Source organism: Bacteroidota bacterium (assembly GCA_018266835.1).
Taxonomy (GTDB): Bacteria; Bacteroidota; Ignavibacteria; order Tepidaquicellales; family Tepidaquicellaceae; genus JAFDZO01.
Map to the genome: position 1 here is coordinate 169,954 of JAFDZP010000004.1, position 13,789 is coordinate 183,742.

A 13,789-nucleotide genomic window follows, 5' to 3' on the forward strand; every position below is an offset into this window, starting at 1 on the left:
AAAACACTATAAACAAAAATGAAAAAAATTAATTTATTATTAACTGCATTCGTTCTTTTTGCATTTATTGCAGCAGGATGCGGAAAAAAAGAGGAATCTACAACAACAACTACTACAACTCCTCCGACAACTACTACTCCTGTACCTACAAAGGTTGATACAGTAAAGAAAGACACAGCAACAACTAAAAGTGATGCAAACGGCGATGAAAAGAAAACTGATGGTAAAGAAAAAAATATTGTAAAGATGGAAACAACCATGGGAACCATTAAAATAAAGTTATTTACAAAAGAAGCTCCGATAACAACAGCAAACTTTATCGGGCTTGTAAATAAAGGATTCTACAACGGAATTATTTTTCACAGAGTAATTGACGGTTTCATGATTCAAGGGGGAGACCCGACAGGAACAGGTACCGGCGGCTCACCAACGACAATTAAGGATGAATTCGGTCCCGGCTTAACGAACAATAAAGCAGGCATATTGTCCATGGCAAACAGAGGTCCTAATACAGGAAGCTCACAATTCTTCATCACACTTGCTCCTCAGCCGCACTTAGACGGCAAGCATGCAGTGTTCGGTGAAGTTATTGACGGAATGGACGTTGTAAAGAAAATAGGAAAAGTAAAAACAGCAGGAGCAGATAAACCTGTTACAGATGTGAAGATGACTAAAGTAACAATGGTAGATAAGTGATAAAAAAATTTTAAGATAATCCCGGAAGATTGATTTCTTCCGGGATTTTTTTATGTCTATTTTCATCCGACCTGATCCCGCTCAAGCGGGACCAGGTCAAATTTTGTAATTAACAATGTTCTTAAAAATATTTAAAAGAAAAAATATCTCTCACATGGAACAACAGGACAAAAACATTATGATGGAAACCAATATGGGCAACATCAAAATTAAATTATTCATGAAAGAAGCGCCGCTCACTGCAGGCAATTTTCTTTCGCTCGCTGAAAAAGGATTTTACGACGGAATCATTTTTCACAGAGTGATTGACCAGTTCATGATTCAGGGCGGAGACCCGACCGGAACGGGTCGCGGCGGTTCAGGCAAAAAAATTAAAGATGAATTCGGCGACGGATTGATTCACAATAAGCCAGGCATTCTTTCAATGGCAAATGCAGGACCTAACTCAGGCGACTCACAATTTTTTATTACACTTGTTCCTACTCCATGGCTTGACGGCAAGCATGCAATCTTCGGTGAAGTGATTGAAGGTATGGACGTGGTTGAGAAAATCGGTAAGACAAAAGTTGACCACTACGATAAGCCTGTTGAAGATGTGGTGATGACAAAGGTGTATGCTATCTAAGTTCTAGTTACGAAGCTCCAGCTTCGTAACGTATATTTAAAATTTTTGTAGTTAACCACCCCCCTACCCCCTCTCCGCCAAGGCGGAAGTTCCGCTTGAAAAGGAGGGGGAACAATCAGATAGAATTTTATAAGCCCTTTAGGGAATTGCCCGGAAGGGCTTTTTATTTTTCAATAAATTCCTCCCTTGAGGGAGGTGGCTCGCCAAAGGCGAGACGGAGGGTGTTCGTTCAAACACCCCTCCCCGACTTCGTCGGGACTCCCCTCAAGGGGAGAATTTTTAAAACTTATCTCAATACCCAATACCCACTACCCAATACCCACTACCCAATACCTTACATACTACCTACAAATAAATCTACTTATCCTTTCATTAGTTTTTATTAAATTGTAAACATATGAAAGGTGCTTCAGCCACAAATCTTTCCTACAAAGAATTTACCCTGGATATCAGCAAAGGAAAAATTCCCCCTAATTTAGTTCTTGCTTCAAAATATAAAGTCGTGACTTCTATATTGCTTAACAGCATTGCGCAGAAATTTTTAGAGGAAGAAAAAATCACGGAAGAGACACTGAAGTATTATTATGCCGACGATAAGAATTTTGAAGAGATGATGGGCGAAAGCATGAATGTGAGTTTCTTCTCCTCAAAAAAAGTACTAGTATACAGGAATTTTAAAAAACTTTTAAAAGATGACAGGGAATTATTTTTAAGGTATCTTAATAATTATAATCCGGATACACTTATAATTTTACTGGCAAATGATTTTGCAGATATAGCAGATAACGTGGGAGATATTTCTCACGGTAATCTGAAAGTTATTAACGTAAAAGATTTTTCAGATGCAGAGCTGTTCAACTGGATTAAGGAATTATTCGAAGGATATGAAATCACCGATGAGAATATAAATTATTTTATTTCACTCTCAGGAAGCTCAGTTGATGAATTATATAATGAGACTGAGAAGCTGAAGATTTTTGCTTTCAAAGAAAAAGTTATTACGAAGGAAATAATAAATCTTAGCTCGGGGATTTCCCGCGACTTTGACGAGAACGATTTTCTTTTAGCGGTGCTTACCAAAAATTTTGAGAAGGCGCTTACAATATACGATAAGCTCTCACTGCAGAGAGATGTTGAGATTTACCTGATGTATCTTATAAGCAATGCGTTTATCGGCATCACAAAGCTTTTTGACCCCTCTGTAGCCGCCTACAGTAAGGATTTAAAAAGAATATTGAAGTTGTGGTTTGGTTCAGATAAATTGATTAGTACGCTGAAAGAGTATAAGGATTCTACGAATTTGCCGGCAGTAAAAGAGCATTTACAGAGAATTTTTGAGGTTGATAAGCTGTTAAAGACATCTAATCCCGATAAAAAAAACGTAATAACTAACTTAATTTTTAGTTTAACTCATACTTAATAAAAGACTATCGGCGGAACATTTTACAATTTAATTAGTATATAAATTAAGCTTAGATGCTTTTAAAATCGAATTCCGTTTATAAGGGTTATACCGACGAACAGCTGATAGCCGAGTTTCAGAAAGAAAAGGTTGAGGCGTTCAATGAAATTGTACTCCGGTATAAGGATAAGCTGATTAACTTTTTATTCAGATACACAGGCAGCCGTGAAGAGGCTGAGGACCTTGCGCAAGATACATTTTTGAAGCTATATAAATCGAAACATTTATACAAAGAGATAGCAAAGTTTTCTACATGGTTCTATACGATTGCAATTAACATTGCAAAGACGAACTTAAGAAAAAAGAAGAATTACAGTTCAATTTCTATAAGCGATTTTGACCCCGATGGCGAAAAAGATTTTGATTTAAAGGCCGATGTTTTATCTCCCGAGGAAACGGCTCAGGCAGGAATTGAGAACGAATTTATTCAGCAGGCAATTAACTCGCTTGATGATAAGTTCAAAGAAGTAATAATCCTGCGCGACATACAGGATATGGACTACGAAGAGATAGCTGAAATTATGAAGCTGCCGTTAGGCACAGTGAAATCCAGGATTAACAGAGGACGCGAAAAGCTTAAAGAATTATTACAGGATATATATAAACCCAATTCCTAATTTTATAAATTTAAGGGAGAATTAATTATAAATTAATTTTACAATTTTGTGGAACACGAAAACGAACATTTAGACATACGAGAAAAACTTTTACGACTTCCTAAATTACAAGCCGACGAAAATTTTCTGAAAAGACTTCAGATTCAAATCGATATTTTAGATTCTGAAGAACGAACAAGAGACGTTGTTGATAAAGGCACAGCCTCATCCTATTTCAAAAATTTATTCGGAGCACGACTTGTTCCTGCATTGGGAATTTCATCACTTGTTGTAGCTGCATTTTTAGTATACTTCATTTTAGGAGATAAAAAAGATGCCGTTGTAAACAATATGACGAGCAGTAAAAATACTGAAACGATTATAACAAAGGAACAACCCGGCGAAACGAATTCTCCTGTTGTAACCGGAAAAGAACTTACCCAAAAGGAACTCACCGATATAAAAGAAAAAGTTTTAGCAAAGACTGAAGAAAAGCCAAGAGAAACACCTGATACATACGGTAATAAAATTGCTCAGCCAAAAGTCACTGACGAAAGAAGTCTGCAGCAAAGTGTACAGGATATTAAGAAAAATGTAAATATTGACCAGGAGCAAAGCGGAAGGACAATGGAAGAAAAACCTGCGCCTGTTGTTATTCCTGAGAAAAAAACGGACAAAATTAAGGATGCAGAATCTTCATCAATAGAACCGAAAAAAGAAACGATGAAGACTGAGGCACCTGTGACTTCAACCGAAAAGGAAAAAACCGTCAATGAAGGCGGCAGAGGAAATACTGACACAAAAACCGCAAAAGCAAACATAAAACCGAAGAAAAAAGACTTAAACGGCGTTATTGAGATAAATAAATCCGGTCTAGAATCTATAAGAGATAAAGTAAAATAATCCCGCACTTTTCCAATTTCTATTAATATTTTTAATAGCTAATTTTGTATTAAACTTATTACTCTCCCCATCATCTAACTAATGAAATTCAGCTCAAAAATTAAAATTACTTTACGCAAAAGTATTTTAGACCCGCAGGGTAAGGCAATTGAACACTCGCTTAAATCCATCGGGTATGATTCTATTTTAGATACAAGAATCGGGAAGTTCATCGAGCTTCTTGTTGAGGCTGACTCTTCCGAGAAAGCAAAACAAATTACGGAAGATGCCTGCAAGAAACTTTTGGCAAATCCTGTAATGGAAGATTATGAATTTGAAACGGTTGAATTAAAGGCGTAGGGTATAGAATGAGTAAGGCAAAGATTGGCGTAGTAGTTTTTCCCGGTTCAAACTGCGATCATGATGCATACAACGTATGCAAGCACGTACTTAATGCAGATACAAAATTCCTATGGCATAAAGAGGGAAGTATTGATGACAGGAATGTAATTATTCTGCCCGGCGGATTTTCATACGGTGACTATTTAAGATGCGGAGCGATTTCAAGATTTTCCTCAATAATGACGGATGTGATAAGATTTGCGAACAATGGCGGAATAGTTATAGGAATTTGCAACGGATTTCAGGTCTTGTGTGAGTCAGGCTTGCTTCCCGGAGCGCTTTTAAGGAATGAAAATCTCAAGTTTATATGCAAAACTGTTTCATTGAAAGTAGAAAATAATAAGAGTATTTTTACAGGCAAATACGATATAAAAGAAAATATTAATATTCCCATTGCCCACGGCGAGGGAAATTATTACTGCGATGAAAACACACTGAGTGAACTGATAAGCAATAACCAGATTTTATTCAGCTATAATGAGAACCCAAACGGTTCTTTATTCAATATAGCCGGAATACAGAATAAACACAGAAACGTTTTAGGAATGATGCCTCATCCGGAAAGAGCCTCTGAGAAGGTGCTTGGTAACGATGACGGAAAGAGGTTGTTTGAAAGCGTTGTAGAAAGTATATTATAAAAGAGTTTATACAAATAAAATAAATCAATTAACATGTTTGGATTAGGAACACCCGAAATAATATTAATCGCGCTGGTTATCTTAGTGCTGTTCGGAGCTAAGAAAATCCCGGATTTAATGCAGGGACTCGGAAAAGGAATCAGAGAATTTAAAAAGGCTTCAAGCGATATCGAAAAAGATATAACGAATCACGACCGCGATAACGATAAGAAACCTGCTGCGTAATATTTAAAAGTAAAAATTCGATTCTTTAATTAATATTTACCTCAAAGGGATTTATATGTTTAAATCCCTTTTGCTTTATTTATAAATTATATCAATATGACTGCAATCCCATCAACATATTCAGAACTCAGAAAAAATTTAGATTCAGGAAGTATAACATGCACATATGTTGTTGAGCATTATCTTTCAAATATAAAAGCTAAAGAAAGCTTAAATGTTTTTATTTCTTTATTTGAAAATGAAGCGCTGGAACAGGCAAAGATTGTAGATGAGAAAATCAAGAACGGAACTGCAGGCGAGCTTGCAGGGATGGTGATATCAGTCAAAGATGTAATTTCTGTTAAAGATGCTTTGCTGACTTGCGGCTCAAAAATACTCAGCAACTTTAATGCGATATATGATGCAACAGTTATAAAAAGATTGAAGGATGCCGATGCAATTTTAATAGGTAAAGTTAACTGTGATGAATTTGCAATGGGTTCCTCCAATGAAAATTCATATTACGGAGTAACAAAAAATCCGATAGATGAAACAAGAGTTCCAGGCGGTTCATCGGGAGCAAGCGCAGTATCTGTAGCTGCAGATATGTGTATGGTATCACTCGGTTCGGAAACAGGCGGCTCAATAAGGCAGCCGGCATCATTCTGCGGAATCACAGGGCTGAAGGCAAGCTACGGAAGAATTTCACGATTCGGTCTTGTTGCATTTGCATCATCATTCGATTCTATCGGTCTTTTTGCAAAGGAAAATGAAAACATTGCAAGAGTACTTAAAGTAATTGCCGGAAGAGATGAACAAGACTCAACTTCTGCCGATGTTGAAGTACCTGATTACACTGAAGAGATAAAAGGAAAATTAGATCCGAAGAAAATAAAAATAGGATTTGCCAAAGAATATTTCGGCGAAGGACTTAATGAAGAAATTAAACAAACAATCTTAGCCAAGCTTGAGCATTTAAAAAATAAAGGATTTGAGGTCACTGAAATTGAATTGCCTTACTCTAAATACGGAATTCAGACTTATTATATATTAACTTGCGCAGAGGCATCGAGCAACTTATCAAGATATGACGGAGTAAGATACGGAGTCCGCTCTAAAAAATCTGAAGTATTGGAAGATATGTACGTGAACACACGCTCAGAAGGATTCGGAGACGAAGTGAAAAGAAGAATTATGCTTGGCACTTACGTGCTTTCATCGGGATATTATGATGCGTATTACCGAAAAGGTCAGAAAGTAAGAAATCTTATCAAGAAAGATTTTGAAAAGGCATTTGAAAAAGTTGATTTTATAATTTCACCTACTACTCCGACCGCTGCATTTAAAATCGGAGATAAAATAGATGACCCGCTTGCAATGTATCTGAACGATATTTACACTGTGTCTGCTAACCTTGCAGGCAACTGCGCCTTGTCTGTTCCGGTTGGAAAAGATAAAGAAGGGCTTCCGTTCGGCATTCAGGTCATGGGTAAAAAATTCGATGAGGCAGGATTGTTGAGAATGGCAAATTTATTATCAGAATAAAATCTAAGTAGTCTATCTTGTAAGATTAAATTCAAAGCGCGTTCCCTTGTTCTCTTCACTCTCTACTTTTATCTGGCTCTTATGCACTTCAAGAATGTGTTTCACAATTGAGAGTCCCAATCCGCTGCCGCCAACATCACGTGAGCGCGTTTTATCCACTCTGTAAAATCTTTCAAAGAGTCTTGGCAGGTCAGCTTTAGGAATTCCGATTCCGTTATCTTCCACTGCAATAGTTACTTCTTTAGGTTTCATTTCAGTCGTTACCTTTATCACTCCCTCTGCATTTGTATATTTCACAGCGTTATCAATCAGGTTTATCATTACCTGTTTTAATCTCTCTTCATCTCCGAAAACATTCACTCCGTTTGAGCTTCCCGGATTGAACTCAATAGTAATATGTTTTTTGCTTGCAATTCCCTGCAAGTCATCGATAGTCTTTTTAATCATGTCGTTCACTCTGAAGTATCTTTTACTCATTTTCATACCTGCTTCAAGCTTTGAAATGCTTATCAGGTCATCGACTAAGTCTTTCAATCTGTATGTCTGCTTTATCGCTCTCTGAAGAAAATCTTCAGCAACTGCTTTATCATTCATTGCCCCATCAAGAAGTGTCTCTAATGAAAGTTGTATTGCAAAAATTGGTGTACGGAGTTCATGAGTTACGTTGCCGAGAAATTCGTTTCTGTTTACCTTGAAAGTTTTTGCAGTCTGTAAATCACTTGATAATCTTTCTGCAACATCAATGAGAAGATTATTTATATTATAAATATAAAGTGATTTTGACTTTTCATCTCTGTAATGAATAAGCTCTGCAAGAATTTCATTCACTGCAGAAATTTCATTATCCAGTTCTTCGCTGTTATCTTTTTTTGAGCTGAGCTTAGTTGTAATTTTTGAAAGGTCCTGAAGCGGTTTGAATAACTCAAATTTTATGAACGCAAACGTTGCTCCGTAGCAAACGAGCATAATAACAGCAGAAGCAATCAGTGTCTCATTAGAAACATCAATTACCTTTGATAAAAAAATAATAAAGACAAGGAATAGTAATGAATAAAGGAGTGTGAATTTCGTGAATAGCTTTAACCTGTTCTTCATACGTAAAATATAATTACTTCGCTTCTTTAAATCTATATCCTAAACCTTTGATGGTTTCTATGTAATCATTGTACTCGCCGAGTTTCTCTCTCACCTTCGCAACATGTACGTCAACGGTTCTATCTACTACGTAAATGTTTTCTCCCCAAATCTGGTTCAATAAAATCTCACGGGAGAAAACTCTGCCGCGGTTAGCAATTAGAAAATGTAAGAGCTGAAATTCTTTTTTAGGGAAGAAAATTTCTTTTTTGTTTATTTTCACTGAGTGAGTAACGCTGTCGACTTCAAGATTTTTGAACTTAATTATTTCATCAAGCTTTGTATTTCTTTCTGCTTCAACATTGCTTCTGCGGATAACGGATTTTACTCGGGCAATTACTTTTCTTGGTGAGAGCGGCTTATGAATATAATCATCTGCACCGAGCTCAAGGCCTAGAATTTCATCTATCTCGTTTTCTTTTGCGGTTAAAAATATTACAGGGATTTTTGCTGTGGCGGGATTTTGTTTAAGCTGCTTACAGACTTCAAAGCCGTTAAGCTCCGGCATCATTATGTCAAGCAGAATTAAATCAGGGTGGCTTTCAACTAACTCCAGCGCTTCTTTACCGTTGTACGCAGCTAAAACTTCGAACTCATGTTCCTTTTCAAGATTGTATTTCAGTATATCGACGATATCTTTTTCGTCATCAACTACAAGTATTTTCTTTTTCACCTTATTGTTTTTCATCAATATACACTATTAATGTAAAGAAACCGTAAAGTTTTTATTTAAAAATTACTTCCTTTCCGAGCTTAGCAGACTTGTAAATAGCGTCCACAATCTTCATTCTTGAAAGCGCTTCATCTCCGTTGCAGATAATTTCAGCTTCGTTGTTGATTACTTTCACAAAATGCTGCAGTTCGAACTCATAACTCTTCTTGAATTGGTTCGCAGGCATCTGTAATTTATTCGGGGTGATGTTGAATAATTTATCTCCCATTCTTTTATAGATACGCAGCGGATTTATTGCCGAGCTTCCGGTCTTTCCGAATACGTTGCAATAAAATAATTCACCTTCTCTTTGCAGGCTCCAGCTTGTTTCTATTGAAAGTGTTGAACCGTTCTTGAACTTTATTAAACTTATATTTGAATCTTCTACGTTCTTTGTATTGTGATTATAATTTACTGCTGATACACTTAACGGTTCAGGAAAACCAAGCATCCACATTCCAAGGTCAAGCATTACAATTCCGTTATCGAGTAACACACCGCCACCTGATTTTTCTTTTTCAAGAAACCATTTCTGGTCAGAGCTTTGTGTTTTTATCCATCCTGTTTTAACATAAAATGGCTCACCAATTTCTTTTCCCTTCACAAATGTTTTCATAAGCATTACATCGTTGCGGAATCTGTTATTCATACCGATCATCAATTTCTTTTTGTGTTTCTTCGCAGCTTCAACTATATCTTCTGCCTCTGCATAATTTCTTGCAATGGGTTTTTCTACAAGTACGTCTTTACCCGCAGCAAATGATTTTAACGCAAGCTCTCTGTGCGCATCGGTCTGAGCAGTGATGATTACTGCAGCAATCTCAGGATTCTCATCAAGCATTTTATCAAAATCTTTGTACCATTTTTTTATTCCGTATTTGGAGGCAATAGTTTTTGCTTTTGAAAGCTCAAGATCGCATACAGCGGTGATTTCCACATCATTCATTTTTGATAGAATAGGAATATGGTTTACCTGTGCTATTCCGCCTAGTCCTACAATTGCGAGTTGGGTTTTGCTCATAGAAAAGTTGGTTAGAATTTGAAGTTTTTGTTGAAGGAGTAAAAAGTCAAGACACCCGAATCACATATGATTATTACTTACCGTTGCTTCATTCCTGACCTGGCGGGGTTGGGTAATGTCACATTGTTCGGGGCTTGACAAATTTAACTCAATATAACTTTAACTGACTGAAAATTAAATAAACTAAAAAATACCTTTTTATTTCTAAATTTTCATTTTGTTCTCCTTTCCAACTCCTGTTTGGGAAGGAACGTTGTAGCGAAGCTCTGCTTCACTGCGAAACGGAGTTTCGCGGAATATGCATTCCCAAATAAAGTTTGGGAATGATCACTTTCATAATTCTCCTATTATTTTTTCTGCAGTTTCATCAAGTGCATTTCTTTCTTTTGGAACAAAATATTCATCGGAAAATTGCAAGCCGAAGCCGTCATTTTTAAATCTTGGGACTATATGTATATGCAGATGAAATATTTCCTGTCCTGCAGCTTCTCCGTTTGCAATAAGATTCAACACACCCTCACACTTTACTGCTTTTGAAACAGCGTTGTTTAATTTTTTAGTGACTGCCATCAAGTGCTTTGCAGTTTCCTCATCACAATCTTCCAATGTTTCATAATGTTTCTTAGGCACAACAAGTGTATGCCCTTCATTCACCGGCTGAATATCCATGAAGGCAATTGCTATATCATCTTCATAAACAATTGAAGATTGAAACTCTTTATTTATTATTTTACAAAATGTGCAGTCTTCCATTATGTATAATTCTAGTCTTCTGGTTACGATGCTCCAGCGTCGTAACCATTCTTTCGTTCCAACGCTAGAGCATTGGAACGAGATTTTCTGTAAATTTTTACGATGATTTCTTCATCAAGATTAATCCAAATACTCCCAATACAATATTTGCAAACCACATACCAAGCAGGGGACTAAGCAGCGCTCTATCCGCAAACTTCTCTCCGCCTATCAGTGATGCCCAGTATAATAAAAAGAATAAGAGAGATAATCCAGCTGCAATTCCGAATCCGCCGCGCCTTACTCTGTATCCAAGCGGTGCGCCTATCAAAGCAAAAACTATACATGAAAAAGGAATCGAATACTTTTTGTAAATCTCCACATCATACTGGTCAACCTGCTTTTCAAGTTCTTTTCTTATAGTGGACTGGTTCTTATAATCATTCCTGTAAACCATAATCCTGGAGTACAATGTTTTCAAAGTATCATAAGCCGGATTTTTACCCGTCGTATCATTGGGATTTAACTTAACTCCTACAGGAGCTTTATAAACTGTATCTTTTAATTTATAATTGGAAATTTTTATTATGTCCGGATAAATTCTTCTGAACAACTGCTCGCCGATTGTATTTGATGACTTTTTTAAACTATCAACAATCTGATTCATCGCATAAGAGGATAGCTCCCTGTCTCCGCGCGAAAAAGCGTTATCGCCTGACTGCTGAAATCCAAATCCGTTGGCATCCATAATAATCCTGTGCTTATCGAATTTTATTACTCTGTACTTGTTGGTATAATCTAAATTATTCAGCTGATGAATTTCTCCGTTGGAGAGATTCATTACTATGTGTTTGAAATCACTTGTAAAGCTAATGTCGCCCTTCTCCGCAGTGATAACGTTTCTCGTTGCGGGATTGGAATAATCCGAAATATAGATATCCTCGAGATTATTGTTGTTCTCGAATGTTTTCTTGACAAGAATTTTAAATCCACCTATGTCATCGGAGAATTTCCCCGCTTCAAGAATAAATGTCGGCTTTGTTTTAGAGATATCAGTGAGAAGAACCCTTGCCTTATGATTTGCCTCAGGCAAGATATCGTTATTAAATCTTACCATAGCATACGATAAAATTACAGAGGCAATTAAAACCGGCGCCATAAGCTTGGGAAGACTCAAACCGCTTGCCTTCATAATTGTAATTTCGTTATCTGAAGATAAGGAACCGAATGCCATGAGAGTTGCTACAAGCACTGCCATTGGAGCGGCAAGAGTAACAATCCATGCAAGGTTGAATGTAATTAGCTGGAAGATTATCCATAAACTAAGACCCTTGCCGACTAACTGGTCAAGGGCCTTAATTAAGAATTGGAATAAGAAAAGAAAAAATATCGTGAAGAATGAAAATATAAACGGACCTACGTGAGCTTTTAATATGTATCTATATAGAATCATTCATTGTTTTTCATTTCAAAAAATTAATCATCGCTGATTTTTGTCCATGTCTGAAAATTCCCCGAAGTTGTCGGGTCAGTAGTCATTGATGTAATTGTAATATGGGAATCGTCCGTAAACTCAATATATTTGTATGCGTACCAAGAATCACAGCTGCTGCTTTTTGATAAGTCATCCATCTCATAATATCCTTTACCTGCCTTGATAATATTCATCCATTTAATTTCACCAACATCAAAACATGCTTCCTTCATTGCCTGTGTTGAAAAAACAATTTTTCCTTTAAATGTGCTGCCGGTCTTGAAAACCTTTACCTGCGCACCTGCTAAGTCATCACCCGTTCTTTCCCAGGTACCGATTAATTTATCCTGAGCATACAGATTAGATAAAGAAATAACCGACAGTACAAAAACTGCAAAGAACAGTCTTATTGTTTTTTGTTTCATTGGGGTTGTATTTATTTATTAAAGAAAATTATTTCAGTACTCCTAGCTCTTTACCGACTTTTGTAAATGCATTTATACATTTATCAAGATGCTCTCTGGTATGTGCAGCAGAAAGCTGTACTCTTATTCTTGCTTTTCCTTTTGCAACAACAGGGAAGAAGAATCCTATTACATAAATTCCTTCGTCCATTAATTTGGCTGCCATATCCTGTGCAAGTTTTGCATCGTAAAGCATGATTGGTACTATCGGATGAACGCCGGGCTTTATATCAAATCCGGCAGCAGTCATTTTCTCTCTGAAATATTTTGTGTTCTCTTCAAGTCTGTCTCTCAGTTCAGTTGTCTCTGTAAGTAAATCCATAACTGCTATCGAACCCCCGACTATTGAAGGAGCAAGAGAGTTTGAAAATAAATAAGGTCTGCTTCTTTGTCTTAATAAATCTATAATTTCTTTTCTTCCTGATGTAAATCCTCCCATTGCGCCGCCTAATGCTTTACCGAGCGTTCCTGTAATTATATCAACTCTTCCCATTACATCGCAATGCTCAATTGAACCTCTGCCTGTTTTTCCGAGGAAACCCGAGCAGTGACACTCATCAACCATAACCATTGCTTCGTACTTATCTGCTAAGTCGCAAATTGATTTTAAATCTGCAATTGTTCCGTCCATAGAAAATGCGCCGTCAGTACAGATGATTATCTGCTTAGCGCCTTTTGCTCTGGCATCTTTCAGATGCTCTTCGAGCTCTGCCATATCGTTGTGTTTATATCTGTAGCGCATTGCCTTACAGAGACGAACACCATCGATAATGCTGGCATGATTTAACTCATCTGAAATTATCGCATCGGTTTCATTTATTAAGGGTTCAAATACACCGCCGTTTGCATCGAAGCATGCTGCATATAAAATTGTATCCTCTGTTCCGAGAAATTTTGCAATTTTCTCTTCAAGTGTTTTATGTATTGTCTGCGTTCCGCAGATGAATCTTACTGATGACATTCCGTAACCCCATTCGTCGAGAGTTTTTTTTGCTGCTTCGATTACTTTAGGATGTGATGAAAGTCCCAGATAATTATTTGCGCAGAAGTTTATAACTTCTTTGCCGTTCGCTTTGATTTCCGCGCCCTGCGGAGTTTCGATAATTCTTTCTTTTTTATATAGCCCTGCCTCTTCAATTGATTGAAGCTCTTTTTGAAGTATGTCCTTGTATTGTGAAAACATTTCAGGTTGGATTAAAGAT

Annotated in this window: 16 protein-coding genes and 1 other RNA gene; 9 read left to right on the top strand and 8 right to left on the bottom strand. The window is 36.9% G+C overall.

Annotated elements, in window-relative coordinates:
• The first annotated feature begins 18 nt into the window (after positions 1-18).
• From JST55_11815 to gatA, 9 genes are all read left to right on the top strand, one after another.
• The gene (locus JST55_11815; protein MBS1494193.1) at positions 19-696 is read left to right on the top strand and encodes a peptidylprolyl isomerase; all 678 of its coding nucleotides are present in this window, start codon (positions 19-21) and stop codon (positions 694-696) included.
• Positions 697-850: 154 nt separating this feature from the next.
• A complete protein-coding gene (locus JST55_11820; protein ID MBS1494194.1) occupies positions 851-1,321 on the top strand; it encodes a peptidylprolyl isomerase in 471 nt (156 codons plus the stop codon).
• Between the two features lie 397 nt (positions 1,322-1,718).
• Positions 1,719-2,741 carry a hypothetical protein gene (locus JST55_11825; protein ID MBS1494195.1) on the top strand — a complete coding sequence of 341 codons (1,023 nt, stop codon included), beginning with the start codon at positions 1,719-1,721 and terminating at the stop codon, positions 2,739-2,741.
• 56 nt (positions 2,742-2,797) lie between these two features.
• Positions 2,798-3,400 (top strand): sigma-70 family RNA polymerase sigma factor, encoded by a 603-nt coding sequence (locus JST55_11830; protein MBS1494196.1) that lies wholly within the window; start codon positions 2,798-2,800, stop codon positions 3,398-3,400.
• Positions 3,401-3,448: 48 nt separating this feature from the next.
• The gene (locus tag JST55_11835; protein MBS1494197.1) at positions 3,449-4,282 is read left to right on the top strand and encodes a hypothetical protein; all 834 of its coding nucleotides are present in this window, start codon (positions 3,449-3,451) and stop codon (positions 4,280-4,282) included.
• An 81-nt stretch (positions 4,283-4,363) separates the two neighbouring features.
• Entirely contained in the window at positions 4,364-4,621 is a 258-nt protein-coding gene (gene purS / locus JST55_11840; GenBank protein MBS1494198.1) for a phosphoribosylformylglycinamidine synthase subunit PurS, read from the top strand.
• 8 nt (positions 4,622-4,629) lie between these two features.
• Positions 4,630-5,301 carry a phosphoribosylformylglycinamidine synthase subunit PurQ gene (purQ, locus tag JST55_11845; GenBank protein MBS1494199.1) on the top strand — a complete coding sequence of 224 codons (672 nt, stop codon included), beginning with the start codon at positions 4,630-4,632 and terminating at the stop codon, positions 5,299-5,301.
• A 33-nt stretch (positions 5,302-5,334) separates the two neighbouring features.
• Positions 5,335-5,526, top strand: a complete 192-nt coding sequence (locus JST55_11850; GenBank protein MBS1494200.1) for a twin-arginine translocase TatA/TatE family subunit — start codon at positions 5,335-5,337, stop codon at positions 5,524-5,526.
• Positions 5,527-5,622: 96 nt separating this feature from the next.
• Positions 5,623-7,050: an Asp-tRNA(Asn)/Glu-tRNA(Gln) amidotransferase subunit GatA gene (gene gatA, locus JST55_11855; GenBank protein MBS1494201.1), complete on the top strand. Its 1,428-nt coding sequence runs from the start codon at positions 5,623-5,625 to the stop codon at positions 7,048-7,050.
• A 12-nt stretch (positions 7,051-7,062) separates the two neighbouring features.
• Here the strand turns inward: gatA and JST55_11860 are convergent, their stop codons facing one another.
• The 8 genes from JST55_11860 to kbl form a co-directional block, all read right to left on the bottom strand.
• Positions 7,063-8,145 carry an ATP-binding protein gene (locus JST55_11860; GenBank protein ID MBS1494202.1) on the bottom strand — a complete coding sequence of 361 codons (1,083 nt, stop codon included), beginning with the start codon at positions 8,143-8,145 and terminating at the stop codon, positions 7,063-7,065.
• Between the two features lie 13 nt (positions 8,146-8,158).
• Positions 8,159-8,872, bottom strand: coding sequence for a response regulator transcription factor (locus tag JST55_11865; protein MBS1494203.1), 714 nt, complete (start codon positions 8,870-8,872; stop codon positions 8,159-8,161).
• Between the two features lie 37 nt (positions 8,873-8,909).
• Positions 8,910-9,917, bottom strand: coding sequence for a Gfo/Idh/MocA family oxidoreductase (locus tag JST55_11870; protein ID MBS1494204.1), 1,008 nt, complete (start codon positions 9,915-9,917; stop codon positions 8,910-8,912).
• 41 nt (positions 9,918-9,958) lie between these two features.
• An RNA gene (gene ffs / locus JST55_11875) (signal recognition particle sRNA small type) lies at positions 9,959-10,057 on the bottom strand.
• Between the two features lie 193 nt (positions 10,058-10,250).
• Entirely contained in the window at positions 10,251-10,670 is a 420-nt protein-coding gene (locus JST55_11880) for an HIT family protein (protein ID MBS1494205.1), read from the bottom strand.
• A 97-nt stretch (positions 10,671-10,767) separates the two neighbouring features.
• Positions 10,768-12,102: an LptF/LptG family permease gene (locus JST55_11885; protein MBS1494206.1), complete on the bottom strand. Its 1,335-nt coding sequence runs from the start codon at positions 12,100-12,102 to the stop codon at positions 10,768-10,770.
• Between the two features lie 23 nt (positions 12,103-12,125).
• Positions 12,126-12,548 carry a hypothetical protein gene (locus JST55_11890; protein ID MBS1494207.1) on the bottom strand — a complete coding sequence of 141 codons (423 nt, stop codon included), beginning with the start codon at positions 12,546-12,548 and terminating at the stop codon, positions 12,126-12,128.
• 28 nt (positions 12,549-12,576) lie between these two features.
• Positions 12,577-13,770, bottom strand: a complete 1,194-nt coding sequence (gene kbl / locus JST55_11895; GenBank protein ID MBS1494208.1) for a glycine C-acetyltransferase — start codon at positions 13,768-13,770, stop codon at positions 12,577-12,579.
• Between the last annotated feature and the right edge of the window lie 19 nt (positions 13,771-13,789).